The 25778-nt window shown below is 71.5% G+C and carries 20 protein-coding genes and 1 pseudogene; 11 read left to right on the forward strand and 10 right to left on the reverse strand.

The annotated features are described in order from the left end of the window. Positions 1 to 141: 141 nt before the first annotated feature. From P2L57_RS18315 to P2L57_RS18345, 7 genes are all read right to left on the reverse strand, one after another. Positions 142 to 585 carry a hypothetical protein gene (locus tag P2L57_RS18315; RefSeq protein WP_275815788.1) on the reverse strand — a complete coding sequence of 148 codons (444 nt, stop codon included), beginning with the start codon at positions 583 to 585 and terminating at the stop codon, positions 142 to 144. A gap of 34 nt (positions 586 to 619) precedes the next feature. Beyond that, positions 620 to 1483: an ECF transporter S component gene (locus tag P2L57_RS18320; protein ID WP_275815790.1), complete on the reverse strand. Its 864-nt coding sequence runs from the start codon at positions 1481 to 1483 to the stop codon at positions 620 to 622. Further along, positions 1480 to 3099, reverse strand: a complete 1620-nt coding sequence (locus P2L57_RS18325) for an ABC transporter ATP-binding protein (RefSeq protein ID WP_275815792.1) — start codon at positions 3097 to 3099, stop codon at positions 1480 to 1482. The genes P2L57_RS18320 and P2L57_RS18325 overlap by 4 nt, the downstream gene beginning before the upstream one ends. Continuing rightward, positions 3096 to 4289 (reverse strand): energy-coupling factor transporter transmembrane component T, encoded by a 1194-nt coding sequence (locus tag P2L57_RS18330; RefSeq protein WP_372515752.1) that lies wholly within the window; start codon positions 4287 to 4289, stop codon positions 3096 to 3098. Before P2L57_RS18330 ends, P2L57_RS18325 begins: the two co-directional genes overlap by 4 nt. Positions 4290 to 4311: 22 nt before the next feature. Next, the gene (locus P2L57_RS18335; protein WP_275815794.1) at positions 4312 to 5028 is read right to left on the reverse strand and encodes an SCO2322 family protein; all 717 of its coding nucleotides are present in this window, start codon (positions 5026 to 5028) and stop codon (positions 4312 to 4314) included. Then, positions 5028 to 6323 (reverse strand): SCO2321 family membrane protein, encoded by a 1296-nt coding sequence (locus tag P2L57_RS18340; protein WP_275815796.1) that lies wholly within the window; start codon positions 6321 to 6323, stop codon positions 5028 to 5030. The genes P2L57_RS18335 and P2L57_RS18340 overlap by 1 nt, the downstream gene beginning before the upstream one ends. A gap of 295 nt (positions 6324 to 6618) precedes the next feature. Beyond that, entirely contained in the window at positions 6619 to 7671 is a 1053-nt protein-coding gene (locus P2L57_RS18345) for a Strvi_7410 family MBL fold metallo-hydrolase (protein WP_275815798.1), read from the reverse strand. Between the two features lie 894 nt (positions 7672 to 8565). Between P2L57_RS18345 and P2L57_RS18350 the strand changes: the two genes are divergently transcribed. The 7 genes and pseudogenes from P2L57_RS18350 to P2L57_RS18380 all read left to right on the forward strand — a co-directional run. Further along, entirely contained in the window at positions 8566 to 10062 is a 1497-nt protein-coding gene (locus tag P2L57_RS18350; RefSeq protein ID WP_275815800.1) for an FAD-binding oxidoreductase, read from the forward strand. A gap of 389 nt (positions 10063 to 10451) precedes the next feature. Beyond that, positions 10452 to 11909 carry an aldehyde dehydrogenase gene (locus P2L57_RS18355; protein ID WP_275815802.1) on the forward strand — a complete coding sequence of 486 codons (1458 nt, stop codon included), beginning with the start codon at positions 10452 to 10454 and terminating at the stop codon, positions 11907 to 11909. 5 nt (positions 11910 to 11914) lie between these two features. Next, the gene (locus P2L57_RS18360) at positions 11915 to 12148 is read left to right on the forward strand and encodes a ferredoxin (protein WP_275815805.1); all 234 of its coding nucleotides are present in this window, start codon (positions 11915 to 11917) and stop codon (positions 12146 to 12148) included. 149 nt (positions 12149 to 12297) lie between these two features. Further along, entirely contained in the window at positions 12298 to 14889 is a 2592-nt protein-coding gene (gene lanKC / locus P2L57_RS18365) for a class III lanthionine synthetase LanKC (RefSeq protein WP_275815807.1), read from the forward strand. Positions 14890 to 14954: 65 nt separating this feature from the next. Further along, positions 14955 to 15071: a SapB/AmfS family lanthipeptide gene (locus tag P2L57_RS18370; protein ID WP_275815809.1), complete on the forward strand. Its 117-nt coding sequence runs from the start codon at positions 14955 to 14957 to the stop codon at positions 15069 to 15071. Positions 15072 to 15147: 76 nt separating this feature from the next. Further along, on the forward strand, positions 15148 to 16881 hold the full coding sequence (locus tag P2L57_RS18375) for an ABC transporter ATP-binding protein (RefSeq protein ID WP_372515772.1): 1734 nt from the start codon (positions 15148 to 15150) through the stop codon (positions 16879 to 16881). A gap of 910 nt (positions 16882 to 17791) precedes the next feature. Continuing rightward, a pseudogene (locus tag P2L57_RS18380) lies at positions 17792 to 18373 on the forward strand (ATP-binding cassette domain-containing protein); the annotation flags it as partial. A 237-nt stretch (positions 18374 to 18610) separates the two neighbouring features. Here the strand turns inward: P2L57_RS18380 and P2L57_RS18385 are convergent. Then, entirely contained in the window at positions 18611 to 19228 is a 618-nt protein-coding gene (locus tag P2L57_RS18385; protein WP_275815813.1) for a LuxR C-terminal-related transcriptional regulator, read from the reverse strand. 391 nt (positions 19229 to 19619) lie between these two features. Then, the gene (locus P2L57_RS18390; protein ID WP_275815815.1) at positions 19620 to 20225 is read right to left on the reverse strand and encodes a TetR family transcriptional regulator; all 606 of its coding nucleotides are present in this window, start codon (positions 20223 to 20225) and stop codon (positions 19620 to 19622) included. A gap of 223 nt (positions 20226 to 20448) precedes the next feature. On the opposite strand from P2L57_RS18390, the gene P2L57_RS18395 reads away from it, so the two are divergent. From P2L57_RS18395 to P2L57_RS18410, 4 genes are all read left to right on the forward strand, one after another. After that, positions 20449 to 21846, forward strand: a complete 1398-nt coding sequence (locus P2L57_RS18395; RefSeq protein WP_372515756.1) for a glycosyltransferase family 4 protein — start codon at positions 20449 to 20451, stop codon at positions 21844 to 21846. Positions 21847 to 21859: 13 nt separating this feature from the next. Then, a complete protein-coding gene (locus P2L57_RS18400) occupies positions 21860 to 22717 on the forward strand; it encodes a class I SAM-dependent methyltransferase (protein ID WP_275815817.1) in 858 nt (285 codons plus the stop codon). Next, positions 22714 to 23781 (forward strand): prenyltransferase, encoded by a 1068-nt coding sequence (locus P2L57_RS18405; protein WP_275815819.1) that lies wholly within the window; start codon positions 22714 to 22716, stop codon positions 23779 to 23781. Before P2L57_RS18400 ends, P2L57_RS18405 begins: the two co-directional genes overlap by 4 nt. 62 nt (positions 23782 to 23843) lie before the next feature. Next, positions 23844 to 24629, forward strand: a complete 786-nt coding sequence (locus tag P2L57_RS18410; RefSeq protein WP_275815821.1) for a maleylpyruvate isomerase family mycothiol-dependent enzyme — start codon at positions 23844 to 23846, stop codon at positions 24627 to 24629. A 17-nt stretch (positions 24630 to 24646) separates the two neighbouring features. Here P2L57_RS18410 and P2L57_RS18415 read toward each other — a convergent pair whose 3' ends face one another. Then, entirely contained in the window at positions 24647 to 25657 is a 1011-nt protein-coding gene (locus tag P2L57_RS18415; protein WP_275815823.1) for an LLM class F420-dependent oxidoreductase, read from the reverse strand. Positions 25658 to 25778: the final 121 nt, after the last annotated feature.

Genomic DNA, 25778 nt, shown 5'->3' on the forward strand with positions numbered 1-25778 from the left:
GCAGTCGACAACGCGGGCGGAGAGAGGAGACACCCCGGCGCGCCCCGACCCAAAGACAGCAGAGCGCAACGGCAAGCGAAAGGCCGACGGTAATCGGGCGGGCGGGTGGGAAAAACGCCGAACCCCAGCGGGAGCGAACCCTCACTCGCCGAGTACGGCCCGGAACGCCTCGATGTTGCGGCGGCGGAACGTCATGAACGCCAGCCAGGAGCCGTCCGCGTAGTGGACCCGGAAGCGGGCCATGAGCTGGAGGCGGGGTCGGCGTTCCACGCGGGCGACCCAGTTCCGGGGAACCTCCCATATCGGGGTGCCGTCCAGGCTGTTCACCAGGCCCACGCGTTGGTCGGTGACCCGTAGCACGAGACCGCGTGAGACGTCCGGGCAGGAGGCGGCGATGCTGCCGTGGCCGCCGCCTTGGGCGCCTACGTTCCGCATGATGGCGTTGCCGATCATGCCCCCGACATTCACGCTCACGCCGCGGGCGTTCTTCACCGGAACGACGAGAGCGTGGGAGAGCAGCCGCTCTCCGGGCGCCAACTGGCTTCCGGCGGCGCGCTCCCGCGCGGATGTGCCAGGCGTGGACATGGGATTCCCCCTGCTCGAATCGAACGACGAGGGATCATAGCGTCGGCCGGTCCACCTCGGAGAACGCCACCGGCGCCGCGAACGCCGCGCGGCGGGTGGCCCGGCGCAGGGCCTTGAGGATGGGGGAGCCCAGGGCCAGGGTGAGTACGGCGGTGACGGCGGCGCGCGGGAGGTCCCAGCCGAGTGACGTCGCCAGGCAGTACGCGGTGAAGTGGGCGAGGTTCTCCGGCAGCGGCGCACCGGGGACGTAGCCGATCCCCGAGGACAGGCCGCCGATGTACGGCCAGCCCTGGAGGTTCATGATCGTGCCGTAGAGAACGGAGGAGACGACCCCGTACCCCGCCAGCATCGTCAACTCGGCCCGGCCACGGGGCCGTTCGGGCAGCAGACCCGAGCCCATGCCGACCCAGCCCATGCTGAGCATCTGGAACGGCATCCACGGGCCGACCCCGCCGGTCAGCAGCGCGGAGGCGAACATCGCGAGCGCGCCGAGCACGAAGCCGAAGCCGGGGCCGAGGACCCGGCCCGCCAGCACGATCAGGAAGAACATCGGCTCGATGCCCGCCGTTCCCGCACCCAGTGGGCGCAGCGCCGCGCCCGCCGCCGCGAGTACGCCGAGCATCGCTATCGCCTTGGCGTCCAGGCCGGTGTCGGCGATCGTCGCGACGACCACCGCCAGCAGCAACGGCAGCAGCCCGGCGAACAGCCACGGCGCGTCGGCGCTGTGCGCCAGCCCGGAGCCGGGGTCGGCCAGCAGCGGCCAGCCGAAGGCGGCCAGGCCGATCGCCGAGAGGAGAGCGAGGGCGGCCGTCGACCGTGGACCGAGCCGAATCGGCCGCACCGGGCGGGTTGCCGACTCCGGCGGGGGCACGGGTCCGGTGCGCTCGGCGCCCCTCATGCCCTTGCCCCTTCCCCGAGCGCCGTCGCGACCTGCGGGACCGTCAGCCACGGGCCCGGCTGGAGGATCTTCGCCACCTGCGGGGCGAAGGCGGGCGAGGAGACGACCACCTCCGCCGTGCGGCCGTCGGCGACGATCTCACCGTCGGCGAGGATGACCACCCGGTGCGCGAGCTCCGCCGCCAACTCCACGTCATGCGTGGCCAGCACGATCGCATGGCCGTCCGCCGCGAGCGCGCGCAGATGCGCGACCAGCCGGGACTTGGCCGCGTAGTCCAGGCCGCGGGTCGGCTCGTCGAGCAGCAGGAGCGGCGGCCGGGCGGCCAGGACGACGGCCAGCGCCAGCGTCAGCCGCTGGCCCTCGGACAGATCACTCGGATGGGTATCGTCCGGTACGCCCGGCAGCAGCTCCGCGACCAGTGCCCGGCAGCTGCCCGGCGCGGCGCCCGCGTCCTCGTCGGCCGCCGCGCACTCGGCCGCGACCGTGTCCGCGTACAGCAGATCGCGCGGCTCCTGCGGTACCAGGCCCACGCAGCGCACCAGTTCGCGCGGCGGCGTCCGGTGCGGGAGCAGCCCGCCGACCCGTACGGTGCCGGAGGCGGGCTCGTGCAGACCGGTGAGCGTGCCCAACAGGGTTGACTTACCCGCCCCGTTGCGGCCCATCAGCGCGAGCGTCTCGCCAGGGCGGACGGTCAGGTCCACCGCGCGCAGCGCCTCGATACGGCCTCGTCGGACCGACAGCCCCGATGCCTCGGCGATCGCGGCGGTCTTCTGCGGCGGGAGCGCGGGCGTCGGCCTCCTGTCCGCCAGCCGCTCGCGCAACGGGCGCGCCGCACGCCGGGCGTCCCGTACCGACAGCGGCAGCGGTGACCAGCCCGCCAGCTTGCCGAGGCCGACGACCGGTGGGAAGACCGGGGAGGCCGCCATGATCGCGGCGGGGTCGCCGACCACCGGCGGCGCGCCGGGTTCGGGCAGCAGGATGACCTGGTCCGCGTACTGCACCACCCGCTCCAGGCGGTGCTCGGCGAGCAGGACCGTCGTACCCAGGTCGTGGACCAGGCGTTGCAGTACGGCGAGCACCTCCTCGGCGGCGCCCGGGTCGAGGGCCGAGGTGGGTTCGTCGAGGACCAGCACCTTGGGGTGGACGGTGAGCACCGAGCCGATCGCGACGCGCTGCCGCTGGCCGCCGGAGAGCGTGGCGATCGGCCGGTCCCGCAGCTCCGCCAGGCCCAGCAGGTCGAGTGTCTCCTCTACTCGCCGCCGCATCACATCGGACGGGACGCCCAACGACTCCATGCCGTAGGCGAGTTCGTCCTCGACAGTGTCGGTGACGAAGTGCGCCAGCGGGTCCTGGCCCACCGTGCCGACGACATCGGCGAGTTCACGCGGCTTGTGGACGTGGGTGTGGCGGCCCGCCACGGTGACGCGGCCGTGCAGTGTCCCGCCGGTGAAGTGCGGTACGAGACCGCTGACCGCGCCCAGCAGAGTCGACTTGCCGACACCGGACGGGCCGACCAGCAGGCACAGCTCGCCCTCGGGGACGGTCAGGTCGACACCGCGCAGGGCGGGTGCGGCCGCGCCCGGGTAGGTGACGGAGACGTTGTCGAAGCGGATCACCGCTCGGCTCCCTTCGAGTTCCGCGGGGCACTCCGGTGGGGCGCCGGGGCTGGGCCCGGTGCTGGTGCTGGGGTGGGTGCCGGTGCCGCGAACGCGGGCAGCAGGCCGAGCAGCACCGACACCGCCGGCCACAGCGGCAGCGTCGGCGCGCGCAGCGGTACGGCGGGCGGCGTCAGCGCACCAGGGTCGCTGACCGCCGCATGGATCATCAGCGCCGCGACCGCGACCCCCGAACCGGCGACCAGCCAGGCCCGCACCCCCCACCGGTCCGGCCGGTAGCGGGTGCGTACGCTGCGCCTGCCGCCCAGCCACAGCCCGGCGAGCGCCGCCGCGAGCCCCAACGCGAGCACCGGCAGGCCGAAGCCCGCGCCCTCGGCCGCCAGCAGCCCGTACGTCCCCGCGCACACCCCGAGCAACCCGCCGAGCGTGAGCGCGGCGGTCAACCGCCGTACGCCCGGCGGGACTTCGGCGGTACGGCCGTAGCCGCGCGCGTCCATCGCGGCCGCCAACGCCACCGACCGCTCCAACGCGCCCTCCAGCACCGGCAGTCCGACCTGGATCAGGGCGCGCACGCCCCGGTCACTGCGGCCGCGCATCCGCCGCGCGGTACGCAGCCGCTGTACATCGGCGACCAGATTCGGTGCGAACGTCATCGCCACGACCACCGCCACCCCGGCCTCGTAGAGCGCTCCGGGCAGCGACTTGAGCAGCCGGGCCGGGTTGGCCAGCGCATTCGCCGCACCCACGCAGACGAGCAGTGCGGCCAGCTTCAACCCGTCGCACAGGGCGAACACCACTCCCTCGGCCCCGACCGGCCCGCCGAGCCGCACGCCCTGCGCCCAGTGCGGCAACGGGAGTTCAGGCAGCCGGAACAGCACATGGGTGCCCGGGATCGGCGAGCCGAGCAGCACCGCGAAGACCAGCCGGAGGGCCAGCACCAGCAGCCCGAGCTTGAGGAACGCACCGTAAGAGCGCGCCCACGGCGCCTCGGTCCGGCGGGCCGCCACCACATAGCCCGCCACCGCGACCAGCAGCAGTAGCAGCAGCGGATTGCTGGTCCGCGACGCGGCCGTCGCCAGCCCCAGCGCCCAAAGCCACCACGCGCCCGCGTGCAGCGCGTTGGAGCGGCTGGCCGCCGGTTGCCGGATCCGGCCGCGCAGGCCGCCCCGCTCGCGCGCCCGAGCTGTCACCGAGCGCCCACCGGAAACCTCATCACCGCGATCGCCGCCTGCGGGTCTGCCAAAGCGCTGCCGCGCCCAGTACGACGACCGCGGCGATGCCCGCGAACACGCCGAGCGACGGGCCGTTGCCCGACTCACTCGGCTGGGCGGAAGCGGAAGGCGCTGGTGTGCGCCGGGAGTTCCCGCCGGAGGTGACCTGCTCGCCGCAACCCGACTGCGGGTAGCCGGCGATGGCGCACACCATTCCCGCCGAGTTGTAGCGCAGCGGCTTGGCCACCGCGGCCAGCGCGTCGGCGGCGCTGGCATCCTGCGGGACCTGTGCGCACGCGGTGTGCGCGGGCGGCGGGGTGCCGCCGCTCGGAGCGTCACCCTGGGTACCGAAGTCCAGTACCAGCGCGATGCGCTTCATGCCGTCCTTGGTCTCGGTGTTGGCGCAGATCCTGCTGAACTCCGCGTCGCCACGCGGCTTCGCCGCGCTCGCCGAGTCCGCGCTGACCGCGAACCGCCAGCCCTCGATATCGCCGTCGGACGGCTTGGTCGTCGCGGGCCCGGTCTGCGCATAGGTCCACTCGCTCCCGTCGCGCCCCCAGAACGACCAGTACCGGTAGCCATCCGCCTGCGCCGGGCCCGCGGTGAGCAGGACCGTCGCCGCGAGCAACGGCACGGCGAGCAGCGCCCACGCACGGGACTGCGGTGAGCCGGAGCCGGACGATCCGGCCACCGCCCGCCGTAGGGCGTACGCCGTCATCAGACCCGCTTCTTGTTGCGCATGCTGAACGCCCAGCCGATGCCGATGCCCGCGATCAGTCCGGCGCCGACGATCCACCACACCGACATACCGCCGCCGTCGTCCTTGTGGTCGGCGGACGGTGACGGTGTCGCGGTCTCGTCCGGGCGCGGACCGGTGTTGACCAGTTGCTGGACCAGGTCGGCGCCCGCGAAGTCATGCGGGTTGGCACCGGCCGCGCCGGACGCCAGGATGAGTGAACCCAGCGCGGCCGGGTCGCCCTTGGCCCAGCCGCCGGCGTTCTTCGTCAGCCACTGGTACGGCTTCTTCGCCGCATCCGCGTGACCGCCCGCGGCCAGGGCCAGTACCGCGTCGGCTGTGGTCCCGTAGTCCGGGGTCTTCTGCGACGAGCCGGGCTGGGCGGTGGTCAGATGGTCGCCGCCAGCGGAGAGCGTGGCGGCGAGGTATGCGGAGGCCGCGGCGGCGGCCGTGGTCGGATCGTTCGCCTTCTGCGTCGCCGAGCAGTCAAACGCCTTCGGGTCGGTGTTCTTCGCGGGCGCGCCGATCACATATCCCTTGCCGAGCGCCGCGAAGGCGGCGTCCGCGGTCGCCTTGTCGTTGGCGGTGAGCGTGCCGGACTTGTCCGGTTGATAGGCGAACGCCCCGCGCTGTGCGTCCTGCACACCCTTGGTTCCGCAGCCGAGCTGGAGCGAAAGCAGGGCGTCGTAGGGCGACTTGCCGCCCCTCGTCACGCTCGCCACGTCCTCGCCGGGAGCGGCCAGTGCGCCGATCGCCACGGCCGTGGAGTTGGCGTCGCTCGGCGTGTACGGCTGGTAGCCCCAGCCGCCGTCGCTGTTCTGCACCGACTTCAGCCAGTGCACGGCCTTGCTCACGGTGGTCCCGTGCCCGCCGACGGCCGCCAGCGCCTGGACGGCGACGGCCACCGAGTTGGTGTCCTCGGTCTTCGGCGCGCAGGCCTTGTCGGGATTGGCGCGGTAGGTGGTGAAGCCGCCGTCGGCGCACTGCTGCCCGACCAGCCAGTCCACCGCCTCCCTTGCCGGGGCGACCTTGACCGAGCTCAGCGCGAGCAGTGCGGTCGACTGCCGCCACACCCCGTTGTACGTGGGGTCCGCGGTGCCGTAGAGCCCGACGGGCAGGTTGGACGGCGACGGGGAGGGGGAGGCCGCGCTGGCGGTGGGGCCTGCGACCGCGCCGAGAAGTGTGACGGCGGCCAGCGCGGCGGCGCGTCGTGTCGCCGTGGCCGGGCGGTCGCGCAGCGGTCTTGAGGGGCGGTGGCCGAGTGGCGGGCGGGCCATGTGAGTCGGTTGCCTTTCGGTGAGCGGAGGGCAGCCGGGCGCACCGTCGCGTGCCCGGGCGTCAGGCGCGGGCACGGCACCGGGCTCCGGCTCCGTATACCTCGACGGTGCCGGTGATCGCACGGAGCGCCACCACCGGGAGCCGCTCGCGTACGAAAGGGTGCTCCGACTGATCCGGTGCCGTAGCGCCACCGGAATCACGGTTGCGGGTCAGTGCCGGAATTGCACCGGCTTTCCCCGTTCGTACGCGGATGGAATTGTCGCGGACACTTTACGCGGTGCGCGCCAGGCCTGTTCAGACGGCCGTGTACGCGACCGGGCGCGAGCCGGGCAGCGGTTCCGCGAGGCCCAGTTTGACGAGATGGCGCAGATGGGCCTCGGCCTCGGAGACCGCGATGTTGCGGGAGCGGTACGGAAGGTCCGCCCACGGCCGGTTCCACTTCATGGTCTCGGCCAACTGCCAGGGGGTCAGCGGCCGGGCGGCGACCAGGGCCCGCAGATCCGCCAGCCGGTCCGCGTGGTGCGCCAGCAGCTCCCGTACCCGGCCGGGTGCGTCGGTGAAGGCGTGCTGGTGGGCGGGGAGCACCTCGGCCGGGTCCAGGCGGGCGATGCGCTCCAGCGAGTCGAGGTAGTCACCGAGGGGGTCACCCCGGTCGAGCGGGTTCAACGCCGCGGGACCGTCGCCGGTGTTCTGCTGCTCGGGGTCCTCGTAGAGGCCGATGTGCGGGGTGATGCCGGGCAGCAGGTGGTCGCCGGAGAACAGTCGGCGGCTCTCCTCCAGGTGCAGGCAGACATGGCCCGGTGTGTGGCCCGGTGTCCAGATCGCACGCAGCCGTCGTCCTGGCACTTCGGTGAGTTCGCCGGGGACGATGTCCCGGTCCGGGAGCGCGGCGCGGGTGCCGGGGAGGACGCGTCCGCGTCCGGCGGCGCGCGCGGTGTGCAGCGGTGCGAGGTGGTCGTCGGGGGCGCCGGCCGCGGCGAGCTTGTCTATCAGGTAGTCAAGCCAGAGCTGGGGTGCGGCCTCACGGGTGCGCTGGACGACGGCGGTGTCCGCCGGATGCATCGCCAGCCATGCTCCGGACACCTCGCGCACCCGACCGGACAGCCCGTGGTGATCGGGGTGGTGGTGGGTGATCAGCACGCCGTGCACCTCGGCCGCGGAGGTGCCGCACTCGGCGAGACCGTTCACGAGTGCGTCCCAGGAGCCGGGATCGTCCCAGCCGGTGTCGATCAGCACCGGGCCGCGGTCGGTCTCCAGAACGTGGACGAGGGTGTGGCCGAGCGGGTTGTCCGGGATGGGGACGGGAATGCTCCACACTCCGCCGCCGTGAGCGGTGACTCGCGTCATGCGTCGATCCCCTCTCCGGTTGGGGGCGCCCTTCTTCGCCTGCGGCGGGACTTGGGCGCCCCAGGGGTTCGGTGGCTGAGCCCCCGAGAACGGGCGGGCGGGTGGGCGCACCCGCATTGCTCACTATAACTAGAACTGGTACTAGTTCCAGCCCTCAACGTACCCCCGGCGAACCACTGTTGAGGTGGCGGCGCGGCGTTCCGGGTGCCGTTGTCGGCGCAACGGGAGCTGGACAGACGTCGTCCCGATCGAACGACGCGGCCCGACCGTTACGTGACCCCCTGCGGCGCTGTCAGCCTGGGAAGCTGCGATCGTTCTTGGCCTGTTCCGGCGCTGACGTCGTTCCTTGCAGACCTGCGTGCTGGAAGCCTGGAGAAATTCCGTCACCACAGGGTAAAAGGCACCTTCTCGCTTTCGGAGATATTATCCACAGGCGTCAAGTTGGTGGATTCAGGCTAAAAAGATGGAAACGCTTCCGAGTTTCTGCTTAAGAGTATGCCTGGGACCGGGTGTGGAAGTGGCTGAGCGCGGACTTCACGGTCAAAACCGGGATCGAAGTGTACTGCTGCGACCCGCACTCACTCTGGCGGCGTGGCAGAGTCCAGCGCACGCATCGCGGTATCCGAAGCCACGACAGGATGACTACCACCGCTGACAACACGAATAACAAGCGCCGCTGGATCCACTCGGCTGGGCTAATTCATGCCCACCCGCATATTTCATCCTGCAGCATGTCGTCATCGTCCTCGATTGGCGTGTCGGGCAACACCGCCACGGTCGCTTCTGTTAGTCTCCGGGCCCAGTAATAGTCCACAGAGGAATGAATGCGCCAGCTGGCAAACAGAATTCGCCTCAGCTGAATACTGGCGTATCCCGGTCGAGAGGATACGGACCATGAATGATTTTTCCCGTCGTGGCCTGCTCAAGGCGACGGCGGCCGCTGGCGCCAGTGCGGTCGTTGTCCCGGGCGTCACGGCCGTAGGCGCTGCGAGCGCGAGTGCGGCGAGCAATGAGCCCAAAAGCGTGGATCACCAGCCGACGCAGCTGACCGGCCGCATCGTCCGCCCCAACGACCCCGGGTACACGGATGCGCGCCTCGGCTGGGACCAGCTCTTCTCTCACTATCCGCTGGTCATCGTCTTCGCCCAGAACACCCAGGACGTGGTCAACGCCCTCACATGGGCGCGGCAGAACAACGTCGCGCTGCGGGTGCGGAGCGGCCGCCACGCCCTTGAGGGCTGGTCGAACGTGGACAACGGCCTCGTGATCGACATCAGCGAGTTGAAGTCGGTCGACATCGACACCGCCTCTCATATCGCGACAGTCGGCTCCGGGCTCAACCAGTTGGAAGCGGTGACCACGCTCGCGAAGCAGGACCTCGCGGTGACGACGGGAACGGAGGGCAGCGTAGGCCTGGCCGGTGCGACGCTCGGCGGCGGCTTCGGCTTCCTCACCCGCTGGCTTGGCATGGCCTGCGACCGCCTTGTCGGGGCTGAGATCGTCGTCCCGTCGGGTAGCGATTGCGCCAAGGTGATCAGGGCGGACCTGAAGGACAACTCGGACCTGCTGTGGGCACTCCGCGGGGCGGGAAACGGCAATTTCGGGATCGTCACGTCACTCACCTACAAAGTGGCTCCGCTGAAGAGCGTCACTTATTTGCAAGCGACCTGGAACGGTCTCGGAGACCTGGAGGGGATCTTCGACGCATGGCAGCGTACGGCACCGTTCGCCGACGACCGGCTCGGAACCCAGCTTGAGATCCACAGAAAGCAGATCGTGCTGTTCGCGGTTCTCGCGGAAGGGACGCCGGAAGAGGCAAAGCAGATGCTGGCCCCGATCCTGTCGATCGACAGCCCCCAGGTATCGGCGCAGGTCGGCAACTGGGGCGACATTTATGCGGGATTCCAGACTCCGATCCAGAACGAACCTGCGAACTGGAAGTTCAACTCCCAGTTCACCAACAAGCCGTTCCCGAAGAAGGCGATCAGCGTGATCGCCTCGTTCATGCAAGACGCCCCCACGGATGACAGCAATTTCTTCACCCAGGCCTTCGGCGGGGCGGTCAGGAGGAGCCCCCGCGGCGGCACAGCGTTCCCGCATCGCAACGCGCTCTTCTACTCCGAGCCCGGCGCCGGCTGGGGGACTCGTGGAACACAACCAGGCGTCTGCGACCCGCTCACCTCGCAAGCCCAGGCCTGGATCGCCGAGTTCGCACAGGCGCTGCTGCCCTACGGCAACGGGGCCTACGTCAATGTGCCGAACGTCGGAATGCAGGAGTGGGAAACCGCCTACTGGGGATCCAACTTCGACCGGCTGCGCAGGATCAAGGCGAAGTACGACCCCCAGAACGTCTTCCAGTACGACCAGAGCATCCCGCCCGCGTCATGCTGACCGGCATTCACCCTCGGGAACCCGGTGCGCGTTGGGGCACGAGCGCGCGTGACCTACGTCAGCCCGGAGGCACAGTTCTGACCTGAGCCACCGAAAGTCAGCCACGATGGCGGGTGCGCCGACTGCGCACCCGTCACGTGCGTTTCCAGCCGCACCTGATGCCCAGCGGCGAGAGCCGCACCCGGAAAGCGGTCGACGGCACGCACCAGGGGGCCGGTGAAGGGCAGGACGGCCCAGAGACGGCCCAGGCGGCATGGCAAGGGCCCCCACCGGCGGAAAAACCGCTGGTGGGGGCCCACTTGTGTCGATCGCTGGCTTAGTTTGACCAGAACTGGTACTAGTCCTGAAACAGTGTCAGGAAATTGCCGACCCGCTGGAGGCATCAGGCGATGACCGACCTCATCGAGCACGGACAGCTGTTCATCGGCGGCGAGTTGGTGGCACCGCTGGGCACCGCGACCATCGACGTGATATCCCCGCACACCGAACAGCTCATCGGGCGCGTGCCGCACGCCTCGCGGGGTGATGTGGACCGGGCGGTCGCCGCCGCCCGTAAGGCGTTCGACGAGGGGCCCTGGCCGCGTACCCCGCTTGACGAGCGGATCGCGGTCGTCAGCCGGATCAAGGACGCGATCGCCGCGCGGCACGAGGAGATGGCCCGCCTCATCAGTGTGCAGAACGGCTCCCCGTATTCCTGGAGCGTGCTCGCGCAGGCGCTCGGCGCGATGATGGTCTGGGACGCGGCGATCACCGTCGCCCGCGACTTCCGCTACGAGGAGCGGCGCGCGGGTGTGCTGGGGCCGCTGCTGGTGCGCCGTGAGCCCGTTGGAGTGGTCGCCGCCGTCGTGCCGTGGAACGTTCCGCAGTTCGTGGCCGCCGCCAAGCTCGGCCCGGCGCTGCTCAGCGGCTGTACGGCCATCCTCAAGCCGTCCCCTGAATCACCGCTGGACGCCTACCTGTTGGCCGGGATCGCGGCCGAGGCGGGACTGCCCGAAGGGGTGCTGTCCGTGCTCCCGGCCGACCGCGAGGTCAGCGAGTACCTCGTCGGGCACCCCGGTGTCGACAAGGTCTCCTTCACCGGGTCGGTCGCCGCGGGCAAGCGGGTGATGGAGGTCGCCGCCCGCCATCTCACCCGCGTCACCCTGGAGTTGGGCGGAAAGTCGGCGGCCGTGATCCTGCCGGACGCGGATCTGGAGGCCGCCGTGGCCGGGATCGTTCCCAACGCCTGGATGAACAACGGCCAGGCGTGTGTGGCCCAGACCCGGATCCTCGCGCCCCGCGAGCACTACGACGAGATCGCCGAGCGCCTCGCGGCCGCGGCCGGCGCGCTCGTGGTCGGTGATCCGCTCGACCCCGGCACGCAGGTCGGACCGCTGGTCGCGCGACGCCAGCAGCAGCGCTCCCTCGACTACATCGCCCTCGGCCAGCGGGAGGGCGCCAAGGTGCTGACCGGCGGCGGCCGTCCGGCGTCGCAGCAGCACGGCTGGTACGTCGAGCCGACCCTCTTCGGCGAGGTCGGCAACACCATGCGCATCGCCCGCGAGGAGATCTTCGGTCCGGTCGTCTGCCTGCTGCCGTACACGGACGAGGACGACGCGGTACGCATCGCCAACGACTCCGACTACGGCCTGTCCGGCAGCGTATGGACCTCCGACGTGGCGCACGGCATCGACATCGCCCGCCGGGTGCGCACCGGTACGTACTCGGTGAACACCTTCAGCCTCGACATGCTGGGCCCGTTCGGCGGCTACAAGGACTCCGGCCTGGGACGGGAGTTCGGGCCCGAGGGGTACTCGGAGTACCTGGAGCACAAGATGATCCACCTTCCGGCCGGCTGGGAGGGGTGAGCGCGATGGGGCAGCGCTGGCACGTGGAGGTGGACCGCTCGGTGTGCATCGGCTCGGGCCTGTGCGCGGGCGCGGCGCCCGCCGGATTCGCCCTTGACGAGGCTCGGCAGTCCCATCCGGTGGCGGCCGAGACCGACGCCGACGAGTCGGTGCTGGCGGCGGCCGAGAGCTGTCCGGTGGAGGCGATCACTCTCACCCTCGCCGGGACCGGGCAGCCGGTCTTCCCACCGGAGGAGTAGCCCGCCGCCGGGTGCGCCGCGGGCGCAGGCGAATCGCCCCCTACCGTTGGTTACCCGTGTATTCCTCACGGCCGCTTCATGACAGACGTGACTGTCGCGGCCCTTGGTTCGCGTGGAAATCTCAACCCCACGCGGACCAAGGGGGAGTGATGGACAAGCGGTACGAGGTCTTCTGTCTCGCCGACAGACATTTCTACGAGACCACCGCCCGCCTGGCCAGCGACAGCACCGACACCGCCGCGCGCTTCGAGCCCGCCCAGCGCCCGGCACCGCGGGGCTGGCGGAGCTCCTTCCACGGAGACTGGCTCCATCTGCGCCCGGTGGACGCCGAAACCCCTGCGCAGGGATGGAAGATCCACGTCTCCGCCTGTCTGGACAACGCGGAGAAGACCGCCGCCAAGGTCTGGGAGTACTGCGTCCCCAGAGCGATCCCGTTCAAGTTCATACCGAGCAGACCGCAGCTGTTCCTGCGCAACTCCAAGTACGCCGCACGTGGCTCAAGCGGCAAGTTCGTCACCATCTACCCGGTCGACGAGGACCAACTCCGCACCGTGTTATCCGAGTTGGGCGACCTGCTGGCCGGTGAGCCGGGCCCGTACATCCTCACCGACCTGCGGTGGAACGACGGTCCGCTGTACGTGCGGTACGGAGGCTTCGCGCCCCGCTACTGTCCGGACCCGAACGGCACCCTCGTACCGGCGATCGAGAACGCCGAGGGGCAGCTCGTCCCCGACCCGAAGGACCCGGTCTTCCAGGTCCCGGAGTGGGTGACGCTCCCCGCCTTCCTGGAACCGCAGCTCGCCGCCCGATCCGCGACCACCACCACCGACCTGCCCTACCGCATCGACAGCGCCCTGCACTTCTCCAACGGCGGCGGGGTCTACCTGGGCACCGACAGCAGAACCGGCGAACAGGTAGTGCTGAAGGAGGCCCGCCCGCACGCCGGGCTCGCGGCCGACGGCGCCGACGCGGTCACCCGTCTGGAGCGTGAGAAGAAGGCACTGGAACAGGTGGCGGGACTGGGCGTCGCGCCAGAAGTACGCGACTGGTTCACCCTCGGCGACCACCAGTTCCTGGTGATGGACTTCCTGCCGGGACGCACCCTCAACTCCTTCTTCGCCGAGCGCCATCCGCTGATCGGCGCGCAACCCGACCCAGCCGCGCTCGCCGACTACACCCGCTGGGCGCTGCGCGTACACCGCGCCGTCGAGGAGGCGGTCGCCGCCGTACACAGCCGGGGCGTGGTCTTCAACGACCTGCACATGTTCAACATCATGGTCGGCCCGGACGAACAGTCCGTGGCGCTGCTGGACTTCGAGGCCGCCGCCCATGTCGACGAGCACCGGCGGCAGGTCGTCGCGCACCCCGGCTTCGTCGCCCCGGCCGACCGTACCGGCTTCGACATCGACCGCTACGCACTGGCCTGTCTGCGGCTGGCCCTGTTCATCCCGTTGACCACGCTGCTGGCCGTCGACCGGGACAAGGCCGCGCACCTGGCACGGACCGCCGCCGAGCAGTTCCCCGACCTGCCGGCGGAGTTCCTCGACGAGGCGGTCGCCGAGATCGTGGGCCGCGACCGGCCATCCCCGGCCGCGCCCCGCCCTGTCCCCGTCCCCGTGACGGTGGACGACTGGCCGCGCGGCCGCGCGTCGATGACCGCCGCCATCCTCGCCTCCGCGACCCCGGACCGCGCGGACCGGCTCTTCCCCGGCGACATCGCGCAGTTCGACGACGGCGGCGGCCTCGGCCTCGCGCACGGCGCGGCCGGTGTGCTGTACGCCCTCGCCGAGACCGGCGCCGACCGCTACGAAGAGGGCGAGCACTGGCTGCTGCGGCACGCCGCCGCACCCCCGCACGGCACACCGCCGGGCCTGTACGACGGGCTGCTGGGCGTCGCCTACGTGCTGGACCGGCTTGGACACACCGGGCCCGCGCTCGACCTCACCGGGCGGGTGCTCAGTGAGCAGTGGCAGCGCATCGGCCTCGGGCTGTACGGCGGACTCGCCGGAGTCGGCCTGGTCCTCGACCACCTCGCACACACCACCGGCGAGCGGGCGCTGCTCGCGCAGGCCATGAACGCCTCCCGGCTCGCCGCGCAGCGCCTGACCGAGCTCTCGCGCACCGTGCCACGTCGCGCCGGACTGCTGTACGGCGCCACCGGACCCGCACTGCTGTTCCTGCGGCTGTACGAGCGCACCGGCGAGACGGCGCTGCTCGATCTGGCCGCCGCCGCGCTCCGGCTCGACCTGGCGCGGTGCGTGCAGCGGGCGGACGGCACGCTGGCGGTCGACGACGGCCCCCGCACCCTGCCGTACGTCGGTGCCGGAAGCGTGGGCATCGCCATGGTGCTCGACGACTACCTCGCGCACCGCGCGGACCCGGAGTTCGAACGGGCCAGGGCCGCCATCCTGCCCGCCGCGCACTCCCGCTTCTACGCGCAGCCCGGCCTGTTCCGCGGGCGCGCGGGCATGCTGCTGCACCTCAGCCGCACCACGGCGCCGCAGGCCGATGCCGCGCAGCTGACCGCCCAGATCGCCGGCCTCGACTGGTACGCGATGGCCTACCGTGGTCAACTCGCCTTCCCCGGCGAGCAGATGATGCGGCTGTCCATGGACCTGGCCACCGGCACCGCGGGCTGTCTGCTGGCGCTCGGCGCGGCCCTGCACACCGAGCCCGTCGGGCTCCCCTTCCTGCCGCCGACGCGGCGGGACCACAAGCCGGCCCCGATCCAGGGGCCGTAGCGAGATATCTCGTGAATCCCGTCCCCACGGATGTTGCGGACGACTCTGAAGGAAAGGACATCACCATGGCACTGCTTGACCTGCAGAAGATGGAGACCCCCGAGCACGAGAACCACGGCGGCGGCAGCGAGGCCAGCCTGCTGCTGTGCGACAGCACGGCCAGCGTTCTGCTCTGCCTCTGACGATACGTCAGGTATTGGTGGCCCCGGGACGGCGTCGACTCGTCCCGGGGCCACCCCCTACCGGGAGGCCGTGAGCGTGCGCACCGACACCGCCCGTACCGCCAACCGGCTGCTGCTGGCCGCCGTACGGCACAGCGCTCCGCGTACCGCGGTCCTGTGTCTCACCAGCGCCGCCGGCTCCGCCGCCGCGCTGCTGCTGCCCACCGCCCTCGGCCGCGCACTCGACCTGCTCCTGAGGCACGGCACCGCAGCCCAGGCGGCCCGCTGGACGCTGCTGTGCGCGGCGCTGCTCGCCGCGTCCGTCGCTCTCGACGCGGCGCAGACACTGCTGTCCGGCACCACCGACGCCAGGACCACGGCATGGCTGCGCGACCGCCTGCTGCACCGCATCCTCGGCATCGGGCCGGACGCCGCCGCCCGGTTCACCCCCGGCGACCTGGTCGCCCGCTGCACCGGCAACGCCGCGACCGCGGGCACCGCGGCCACCGCGGTCGCCTCGCTGGTCGCCACGCTGATCACGCCGGTCGGCGCGCTGGTCGCGCTCACCCTCATCGACCCCTGGCTGTCCGCCGTCTTCCTCGCCGGAGGCCCGCTCCTCGCCCTGCTGCTGCGGACCTTCGCCCATGCCTCGTCCGACTGCGTCGCCCGCTACCAGCGCGCCCAAGGTGCGATGGCCGGACGGCTGGTGGAGGCGCTGACCGGCGCCCGGACCATCGCCGCGGCCGGTACCGCCGAATGGGAGGCCGCGCGGGTGCTGGAACCGCTGCCGGAGCTGAGCCGCCAGGGCCACCGGATGTGGCAGGTGCAGGGCCGGGCGACCGGACAGGCGGCAGTCCTCGTTCCGCTGCTGCAGACGGCCGTGCTCGCGGTCGGCGGCGTACGGCTGGGCACCGGGCACCTGAGCGTCGGAGAGCTGCTGGCCGCGTCGCGGTACGCGGTGCTGGCGACCGGCGTCGGCGTGTTCGTCGGCCGCCTGGCCGCCCTGGTGAGTGCCAGGGCCGCTGTCGCGCGGGCCGCGGAGGTGCTGGCCGTCCCGGCCATGCCGTACGGAGACCGAAAACCGCCGGGCGGGGACGGCGAGTTGGAACTGCGCGGGGTGACCGTGGTACGGGGTGGCGTGCCGGTGCTGGACGGGCTCGACCTAAGAGTCCCGGGCGGCAGCTCGGTCGCCGTGGTGGGCCGCTCCGGCGCGGGCAAGTCCGTACTGGCCGCGGTGGCCGGGCGGTTGACCGACCCGGACGCGGGAACGGTGCTGCTGGACGGTGTGCCGCTGCCGCGGATCGCCCGGCAGGAACTGCGGCGCGAGGTCGGCTACGCCTTCGAACGCCCGGCACTGTTCGGCACCACCATCGCCGACGCCATCGGCTACGGCGTCGACCGGCCCGCGCCCGAGCGGTGCGTGGCGGCGGCCCGGGCGGCGCACGCCGACGACTTCGTGCGGCTGCTGCCGGGCGCCTACCAGACCGAGCGCGCGCGGGCGCCGCTGTCCGGTGGCGAGATCCAACGCCTCGGCCTGGCCCGGGCGTTCGCCCACTGCGGACGGCTGCTGATCCTGGACGACGCCACCTCAAGCCTCGACTCGGTCACCGAGCTGCGGATCAGCGAGGCACTGGCACACCACGTGCCCGCCCGCACCCGGCTGCTGATCGCGCATCGCGCCTCCACCGCGGCCCGCGCGGACCTCGTCGTGTGGCTGGAGGACGGCAGGGTACGGGCGGTTGGACCGCATGGGCGGCTGTGGAAACTGGCCGAATACCGAGCCGTGTTCGGCGGTTCGCGGTCGGAGGGAGCGGCCGATGACGGGAGTTGAACTCGCCGCCCAGGGGCTGCGGTTCCTGCGGCGCCGGGTCCGGGTGCTGATCGCGCTCACCGGATGGTCGCTGCTGGAGGCCGGGCAGACCTTCCTCGGCGGGTACGCCTTCGCGCGGGCGCTGGACGACGGGTTCCTCGCGCACCGCACCGCGGTGGGCCTGTGGTGGCTGGCCGCTGGCGCCGTCGGCATCGCGGTCGGCGCGATCGGCACCGGCCGGTCCTTCCGGGGCGTCGCCGGGCTCGCCGAGCCACTACGGGACGCGCTGGTCAGACGGGTGGTGGTGGGCAGCCTGCGGGATGCCGTGGCGCATCCGCACCGGGCGGACACCGCGGTCGTCTCCCGGCTCACCCAGCAGGTGGAGATCGCCAGGGACAGTTTCGCGGGCCTGGTGATGGTCGCTCGGTCCTTCGCCTTCACGGCGTTGGGCGCGCTGGCCGGACTGCTCTCCCTCTCCGGTGCGCTGCTGCTCGTCGTCGGCCCGCCGCTCCTGCTGGGGCTGGCCGTCTTCGCGCTGTCGCTGCGCCCGCTGGCACGTGGGCAGCGGGCGTTCCTCGCCGCCGACGAGGCGTTCGCCGAGACGGTGGGGCAGACCGCGGCAGGACTGCGGGACGTTGTCGCGTGCGGCGCAGAGGATTACGCGGGCCGGCGGGTGCGGGCGCGCATCGATGCCGAGTACGCGGCGGCCCGGGTGCTGGCCCGCTGGGGCATGGTGCGCGTCGCGGCACTGGGCGTGGGCGGACGGCTGCCGGTCCTGCTGCTGCTGGTGCTGGCGCCCTGGCTGCTGGACCACGGGGTGACCGCGGGCGCGCTGGTGGGCGCGATGACGTATGTGACGCAGTCGCTGCTGCCCGCGCTGCAGAGCCTGGTGCAGGGCTTCGGCGGCGCCGGGACGCGCCTGACGGTGGTCATGCGGCGCCTGGCGGGAGACGGCGACGGGCAGGGGAGCGGGAAGCGGGCCGTTGACGGCCGCGCTGACAGCCTCGTGCGCGGCGAACCGACCACACCGGCCGTGGAACTGCGCGCGGTCACCTTCGGATACGGGGAGACCAGCCGCCCCGTCGTGCACGACCTCGACCTGGTGCTGCCCATGGGGTCCCACCTGGCCGTGGTGGGCCCGAGCGGCATCGGCAAGTCCACGCTGGCAGGGCTGATCTGCGGTCTGCTGAAGCCGCGCTCCGGCGAGGTACGGGTAGGCGGTGAGCCCGTGTCCGAGCGGGAACCCGGGCAACTGAACCGGCTGCGGGTACTCATCCCGCAGGAGGCGTACGTCTTCTCCGGCACCGTTGGCGACAACCTGCGCTATCTGTGTGCGGAGCCGGTGCCGGACGACGAGGTGTGGCGGGCGGCCGACGCGGTGGGGGCGGCCCAACTCGTCGGCCGGATCGGCGGGTTGGACGCGGTGGTCGACCCGGCCGCGCTGTCCGCGGGCGAGCGGCAGTTGCTGGCGCTGGCCCGCGCGTATGTGTCCCCGGCGCGGGTCGTACTGCTGGACGAGGCGACCTGCCACCTGGACGCGGCGGCCGAGGCCCGCGCCGAGCGGGCCTTCGCGGCACGGCCCGGCGGCACACTGGTGGTGATCGCACACCGCATCAGCTCGGCCCGCCGGGCGGAGCGGGTGCTGGTGATGGACGGTGCGCGGGCGCTGTGCGGCCGCCACGAGGAACTGCTGGAGCACTCCGGGCTCTACCGCGACCTGGTGGGCCACTGGGAGGCCGTCGGGCCCTCGTCACAGCCAGCCCGCGCCCTGCGATATCCGGATGGCGTCAACGCGGTTGCGGGCCCCGGTCTTGCGGTTGATCGCGGCCATGTAGTTGCGCACCGTGCCGTGACACAGATGCAGCCGGCGGGCGATCTCGGGCACCGAGGCGCCCTCGGCGGCGAGTGACAGCACGCTCAACTCCCGCCCGGTCAGTGGGATGTCGGCGGCCTGGAGGAAGTCCAGGGCGAGCGTGCTGTCGACGAAACGTTCCCCCTGAGCGACCTGCCGGATCGCCCGCAGCAGACTCTCCGGCGAGCCGTCCTTGTTGACGTACCCCCGGGCGCGGGCCTGCGACGCCCGGCGCAGCAGACCCGGCTTGCTGGCGGTGGCCAGCACCACTAACGCCGACAGGTCCGGCAGGCCGGGCCCGGTACACGAGCGGGCGGTACCGGCCGTCGTGGTGAGCGCGGCGGAGCCGGGGCAGTCCACGTCGACCACGCACACCTGTGGCAACGAGGTGCGGGCCACGGTTCTGAAGTCCGACCAACTCGTCGTCGTGACATCCAGATCGCCGTCCCGGCTGAGCAGTGCGGCGAGCGCCGACCGGAACAGGTGAGTGTCGTGCACCAGAAGAACGCGAATCACGGATTCCCCTCCCAAACGCCCGCGTCGGTACCCGCCCGGAAGCAACACCCGTCACCGAGCTCCGGGGCAGCCCCGGGATCCGGTCACCGTGCTGTCCGGGGGCAACGCCTGGTCCCCCGGCCACTGTGTGTCCCCGGGGGACACCCGCCGGGCCCCCGTGTCGAACGTGTGCGCCTCCCTCACGGCCGAACTTCTGCCCCCCAGCCGAAGCAGCACCCATTAGTACCGGGCATGGCTGCCGGCTTGGGTATGCGATTCGGCCAAGGCGAAGCGCCCCCGGCGCACGCTGCGCGCGCGAGCGCTCCCGCTGCGCTCCGCGCGGCTTCAGCGCGGGCTTCCCGCGTCGAGGAAACCGGGCTTCAGACGGTTGCCCCAGACTCGCCGGACGGGCTCAGGCGCGGCCGGTCAGGTCGATCAGACGGCAGACCATCTCGATGTCGATCTTCACCTGGGCGATGGACGCCCGCCCCGACAGCCAGGTGACCAGCGCCGAGTGCCAGGTGTGCTCGATGACCCGTACCGCCGAGAGTTGCTCGGCCGTCGCCGGACCCGGCAGCCGCATCGCGTCGAGGATGATCGCGGTGGTGAGCCGTGAGACGGTGTCCACCTCGGGGCTCACCGAGCGGTCGGCGAAGGTCAGCGCCCTGAGCATGGCGTCGGCCAACTGGGGCTCGCGCTGCAGTGCGCGGAAGGCCCGCATCAGCGTCTCGGCGACCCGTGCGGACGGGGCTTCCGCGGCGGGCGGGCGCTTGCGCAGCGTCTCGTGCATCTGCTGCAACTGGTCCTGCATGGTCGCGACCAGCAGGTGAACCTTGGACGGGAAGTAGCGGTACAGCGTGCCAAGTGCCACCTGGGAGTTCTCGGCGACCTCCCGCATCTGTACGGCGTCGAAGCCGCCCCGGCTGGCGAGTTGGGCGCTGGCGTGCAGTATGCGGCGACGGCGGGCTTCCTGACGTTCGGTCAGGGGCGGAGAGGCCGGCTTCGGTTCTGTGGCCATTTGTCCCATTCCGTGGAATCCGTCCGCGAGGCGCGGTGCACTGGGGTGGTGTGCGCATGATGGCAGCAGGCCGAGCCGTGGCGCGAATCACCTGATCCGCCCCTGGCGGTCGTACATGCTGCCGGTAGATTCGGGGTTCGTTGGACGAGTGGGTCTGAAACTTGTTCTAGATTAGCGCGACCGGTTACGCTCCGGCTGAACTGCAGTGAGAAGGGGGCCGTGAGTGACGACTGAGGCCACTCGGATAGTCGGGCCTGCGCCGCTTGCACCTCTCGCGCGGACCGCTGTCGAGGTCCCGCCCGCCACCCGCCACCGCCCTTCCACGGAAGCGCCGCACGCCCCAGACACCCTGCGGATCGCGCTGCTCACCTACAAGGGCAACCCCTTCTGCGGCGGCCAGGGCGTCTACGTACGCCATCTGTCCCGTGAGCTCGCCCGCCTCGGCCACACCGTCGAGGTCATCGGCGCGCAGCCGTACCCCGTACTCGACGAGGGCGTCACCCTCACCGAGCTCCCCAGCCTGGACCTCTACCGGCAGCCGGACCCGTTCCGCACCCCCAAGCGCGACGAGATGCGCGACTGGATCGACGCCCTTGAGGTCGGCACCATGTGGACCGGCGGGTTCCCCGAGCCGCTGACCTTCTCGCTGCGGGCGCGGCGTCATCTGGCCGCCCGCCGCGGCGATTTCGACGTCGTCCACGACAACCAGACGCTGGGTTACGGCCTGTTGGGCATGGAGCGGATCGGCGTTCCGCTGGTCACCACCATCCACCACCCGATCACCGTCGACCGCCGTCTGGAGCTGGCCGCCGCACAGACCTGGAAGCGGCGGCTGTCGGTCAGACGCTGGTACGGGTTCACCCAGATGCAGAAACGTGTCGCCCGGCGGCTGCCGTCCGTGGTCACCGTCTCCGGCTCCTCCCGCCGGGAGATCATCGACGACCTCGGGGTCGGCGAGGACCGCATCCATGTGGTGCCCATCGGCGCCGACACCCGGCTGTTCTCGCCGGATCCGTCCGTGCCCGAGATCCCCGGCCGCATCGTCACCACCTCCAGCGCCGACGTGCCGCTCAAGGGCCTGGTCCACCTCGTCGAGGCGCTCGCCACCGTCCGCCGCGAGCACCAGCACGCCCACCTCGTCGTCGTCGGCAAGCGCCCGGAGAAGGGCCCGGTGGCCGCCGCCATCGAGCGGCACGGGCTGGGCGGCGCCGTGGAGTTCGTCAAGGGCATCAGCGACGCCGAGCTGGTCGACCTGGTGCGCGGAGCGCAGGTGTCCTGTGTGCCCTCGCTCTACGAGGGGTTCTCGCTACCCGCCGCCGAGGCGATGGCCACCGGCACCCCGCTGGTCGCCACCACCGGCGGCGCGATCCCCGAGGTGGCCGGTACCGACGGAGAGACCTGCCTCGCCGTACCGCCCGGCGACGCGGACGCGCTGGCCGGTGCGCTGGCCAGACTGCTGGGCGACGCGCAACTGCGCGCACGTCTCGGCGCGGCCGGGCGAGAACGCGTGCTCGCCCGGTTCACCTGGGAACAGGCGGCGCGCGGCACGGTGGAGCGCTACCGCGCGGCGATCTCCCAAAGCAGGAGTTTTTCGGGGGCAAGTCCCCGTACCCCCAAGTGAAAGCAGAGTCCTCGTGCTGACCGTCGACTTCTCCCGCTTCCCGCTCGCCCCTGGCGACCGGGTACTCGATCTCGGATGCGGCGCGGGACGCCATGCCTTCGAGTGCTATCGGCGTGGCGCCGATGTCGTCGCCCTCGACCGCAACGGCGAGGAGATCCGCGAGGTCGCCAAGTGGTTCGCGGCCATGAAGGAGGCCGGAGAGGCACCGGCCGGCGCCTCGGCCGTCGCCATGGAGGGCGACGCGCTGCAACTGCCGTTCCCCGACGACAGTTTCGACGTCGTGATCATCTCCGAGGTCATGGAGCACATCCCGGACGACAAGGGCGTGCTCGCCGAGATGGTCCGGGTGCTGCGCCCCGGCGGCCGGATAGCCGTCACGGTGCCGCGCTGGCTGCCGGAGAAGATCTGCTGGGCGCTGTCCGACGCCTACCACGAGGTGGAGGGCGGACACATCCGCATCTACCGAGGCGACGAACTGCTGGACAAGATGCGCGAGGCCGGTCTCAAGCCGTACGGCACCCACCACGCGCACGGCCTGCACAGCCCGTACTGGTGGCTCAAGTGCGCGTTCGGCGTGGACAACGACCAGGCGCTGCCGGTCAAGGCGTACCACAAGCTGCTGGTCTGGGACATCATGAAGAAGCCGCTGGCCACCCGGCTCGCCGAACAGGCGCTCAACCCGCTGATCGGCAAGAGCTTCGTGGCCTACGCGACCAAGCCGCAGGCGCCGCGCGGTGCGTTGACCGATGACGGTGTGGTCCCGGCCGCCGGATCCCAAGCGGACGCGGTGGACGCCGAGGGCGTGAGCGGTGCCCAAAGCCGCCGCGCCAAGACCCGCTCCCGTACCGCTCCCCGCGAGGGGCAGGCGTGACGAGCCCTGGGCGCACCGAGCACCTGGTCCTGCCGGGTGTGCTCTCCGCCGAACAGGCTGCGCAGACGGTGGCCGGGATCCTCGCGGTCCAACGGCCGGACGGTTCCATACCGTGGTTCACCGGGGGACATCTGGACCCCTGGGACCACGTCGAGGCCGCCATGGCCCTGGACGCGGCAGGGGAACACACCAGCGCCGCCGCCGCGTACCGCTGGCTGGCCGACAACCAGAACTCCGACGGCTCCTGGTACGCCGCCTACGTCGACGGCAGTCCCACGGACCGCGGCCGGGAGACGAACTTCTGCGCCTACCTGGCGGTGGGCGTCTGGCACCACTACCTGACCACCGGCGACGAGGCGTTCCTCGACGAGATATGGCCGAACCTGTTCGCGGCTGTCGAGTTCGTGCTGGCGCTGCAGCTTCCCGGCGGCCAGATCGCGTGGCGGCGCGACGAGGACGGCAGCCATCCGCACGAGGCGCTGCTCACCGGCTGCTCGTCCATCTACCAGGCGTTGCGCTGCGCCCTCGCGGTGGCCGAACTACGCGAAGACCCGCAGCCCGACTGGGAGTTGGCGACCGGGCGGCTGGCGCACGCGATCCAGCACCACCCCGAGCGGTTCTTGGACAAGAACCACTACTCGATGGACTGGTACTACCCCATCCTGGGCGGCGCGGTGCGCGGCCCGGCCGCCAAGGAGCGGATCGAGGCCCGCTGGGACGACTTCGTGGTCCCGGGCCTCGGCGTGCGCTGCGTACTGCCCAATCCGTGGGTGACCGGTGGCGAGAGCGCCGAACTTGCCCTGGCCCTGTGGGCGATGGGGGAGTCCGACCGGGCGGTGGAGATCCTCAGGTCCATCCAGCATCTGCGCGCCGAGGACGGTATGTACTGGACCGGCTACGTCTTCCAGGACTCGGCGGTCTGGCCGGAGGAGAAGACCGCCTGGACCGCCGGGGCGCTGCTGCTCGCGGTGGCCGCGCTCGGCGGGGACGAGGCCACCACCGCGGTCTTCGACGGAGAAAGGCTTCCGGCCGGCTTCACCGAGCCCTCGGACGGCTGCTGCTGACGGGTCGATAGGCTGGTACCGCACTTGAGAACTCCGCGGACCTTCGAGAACGGGGCAGGCGCATGGCCGTACTGGACCACGAGACCTACTGTTCGCACATCATCGGCGAGACCGACCGGCTGCGGCAGACGCTGCACGGTGCCGATCTGGACGCCAACGTGCCGACGTGTCCTGAGTGGACGCTGCGGAAGCTGGTCGAACACCTCAGCGGCGCGCACCGCCTCGCGGAGGAGGTGGTGCGCACCCGGGTCGTCGAGCGCGACATCCAGCAGGTGATGTCCCGCAGCCACTCCGCTCCGGAGAGCGCCGAGGAGTTGGGCGACTGGCTCGGCGAGGGCGCCGAGCTGCTGGTGGCGGCGCTGCGAGAGGCGGGTGCCGACACCAAGGTGTGGACCTGGACCGCGCACCAGCGGTCCGGCTTCTGGGCCCGGCGGATGGCGTGCGAGACCCTGGTACACCGCGCGGACGCCTCGATCGCCGTCGGCGGTCCGTACCAGGCGTCGCCGGAACTGGCCGCCGACGCCGTCGACGAGTTCCTGGAAATCATCACCTCACCGGCGGCCATCGCCTTCCGCCCGGAGCTGGCCAAACTGCGCGGCAACGGTCAGACGATCCATCTGCACGCCACCGACACCCCTGCCGAGGTGGCCGCCGAGTGGCTGATCGAGCGGAAGCCGGACGGCGTCGTCTGGCGGCGCGAGCACGGCAAGGGCGATGTCGCGCTGCGCGGCCCGCTCACCGAGGTGCTGCTCGCGTACTACCGGCGGCTGCCGCTGGACGACGAGCGGCTTGAGGTGGTCGGCGACAGGGCGCTGCTCACCGACTGGCTGGAGTACACCGCCATCTGAGTCCGGAGCCTGCGGGCTCAGGAGTTCAACTCCGCGAGCACTTCGAGCGTCATGGGGTCCGGCGCCGTCACCAGCAGGTCGGTGACCGGACCCTTGCGCCACAACTCCAGCCGTTCGGCGATCCGTTGCCTCGGCCCGATGAGCGAGATCTCGTCGGCGAACACGTCCGGCACGGCCGCCACCGCTTCCTCGCGCCGCCCGGCGAGGAACAGCTCCTGGATCCGGCGGGCCTCCTCCTCGAAGCCCATGCGCGCCATCAAGTCGGCGTGGAAGTTGCGGGACTTGGCGCCCATGCCGCCGATGTAGAAGCCGAGCGCCAGCTTGACGGCGGCCAGTGCCTCCGCCGGGTCGTCGCAGACCTGGGCCCGCACCATCGGGGCGATCAGGAACCCCTCGGGTGCGTCCGCCAGCGAGCCCTGGTAGACGTCCGTACGCAGCGGCGACCAGTACAGCGGCAGCCAACCGTCCGCGATCCGTGCGGTCTGCGCGATGTTCTTCGGGCCCTCGGCGCCGAGCAGTACGGGCAGATCCGCGCGCAGCGGATGGGTGATGGACCGCAGCGGTCTCCCGAGACCGGTACCGTCCGGACCGCCGTAGGGGTGGCTGTGGTAGTCGCCGGCCAGTTCAACGGGGGCTTCGCGGCGCAGCACTTGGCGGATGACGTCGACGTACTCCCGGGTCGCGGTCAGTGGACTGCGCGGAAACGGGCGCCCGTACCATCCCTCGACCACCTGCGGACCGGACAGTCCGAGCCCCAGCATCATCCGGCCGCCCGACAGATGGTCCAGGGTGAGCGCGTGCATCGCGGTCGCGGTGGGGGAGCGGGCGGCCATCTGCGCCACCGCCGTGCCCAGTTTGATACGCGTGGTGCGGGCGGCTATCCAGGTGAGCGGGGTGAAGGCGTCCGAGCCCCAGGACTCCGCGGTCCACACCGAGTGGTAGCCGAGCCGCTCGGCCGCCACGGCGAGGTCCACATGCTGCGGGTTGGGGCCGCGCCCCCAGTAGCCGAGCGCCAGGCCGAGCCGCATCGCGGATTCTCCCTTTCCCGTATCTGACGTGGAGTCAGCCACGGTAAGGGCCGGGCACCGGACAGCGCAACGGCCCCTGCCGAACCGGAAGTTCGGCAGGGGCCGTTCGCTCGCGGAAGCG

The organism is Streptantibioticus ferralitis (genome assembly GCF_029223525.1).
Taxonomy (GTDB): Bacteria; Actinomycetota; Actinomycetes; order Streptomycetales; family Streptomycetaceae; genus Streptantibioticus_A; species Streptantibioticus_A ferralitis.

Excerpts from the sequence above, each read along its gene's own strand:
- P2L57_RS18345 (WP_275815798.1), bottom strand. The coding sequence starts at position 7,671 with ATGACGCGAGTCACCGCTCACGGCGGCGGAGTGTGGAGCATTCCCGTC.
- P2L57_RS18415 (WP_275815823.1), bottom strand. The coding sequence starts at position 25,657 with ATGCGGCTCGGCCTGGCGCTCGGCTACTGGGGGCGCGGCCCCAACCCG.
- P2L57_RS18320 (WP_275815790.1), bottom strand. The coding sequence starts at position 1,483 with ATGAGGGGCGCCGAGCGCACCGGACCCGTGCCCCCGCCGGAGTCGGCA.
- lanKC (WP_275815807.1), top strand. The coding sequence starts at position 12,298 with ATGGACAAGCGGTACGAGGTCTTCTGTCTCGCCGACAGACATTTCTAC.
- P2L57_RS18335 (WP_275815794.1), bottom strand. The coding sequence starts at position 5,028 with ATGACGGCGTACGCCCTACGGCGGGCGGTGGCCGGATCGTCCGGCTCC.
- P2L57_RS18315 (WP_275815788.1), bottom strand. The coding sequence starts at position 585 with ATGTCCACGCCTGGCACATCCGCGCGGGAGCGCGCCGCCGGAAGCCAG.
- P2L57_RS18390 (WP_275815815.1), bottom strand. The coding sequence starts at position 20,225 with ATGGCCACAGAACCGAAGCCGGCCTCTCCGCCCCTGACCGAACGTCAG.
- P2L57_RS18410 (WP_275815821.1), top strand. The coding sequence starts at position 23,844 with ATGGCCGTACTGGACCACGAGACCTACTGTTCGCACATCATCGGCGAG.
- P2L57_RS18370 (WP_275815809.1), top strand. The coding sequence starts at position 14,955 with ATGGCACTGCTTGACCTGCAGAAGATGGAGACCCCCGAGCACGAGAAC.
- P2L57_RS18355 (WP_275815802.1), top strand. The coding sequence starts at position 10,452 with ATGACCGACCTCATCGAGCACGGACAGCTGTTCATCGGCGGCGAGTTG.
- P2L57_RS18360 (WP_275815805.1), top strand. The coding sequence starts at position 11,915 with ATGGGGCAGCGCTGGCACGTGGAGGTGGACCGCTCGGTGTGCATCGGC.
- P2L57_RS18340 (WP_275815796.1), bottom strand. The coding sequence starts at position 6,323 with ATGGCCCGCCCGCCACTCGGCCACCGCCCCTCAAGACCGCTGCGCGAC.
- P2L57_RS18350 (WP_275815800.1), top strand. The coding sequence starts at position 8,566 with ATGAATGATTTTTCCCGTCGTGGCCTGCTCAAGGCGACGGCGGCCGCT.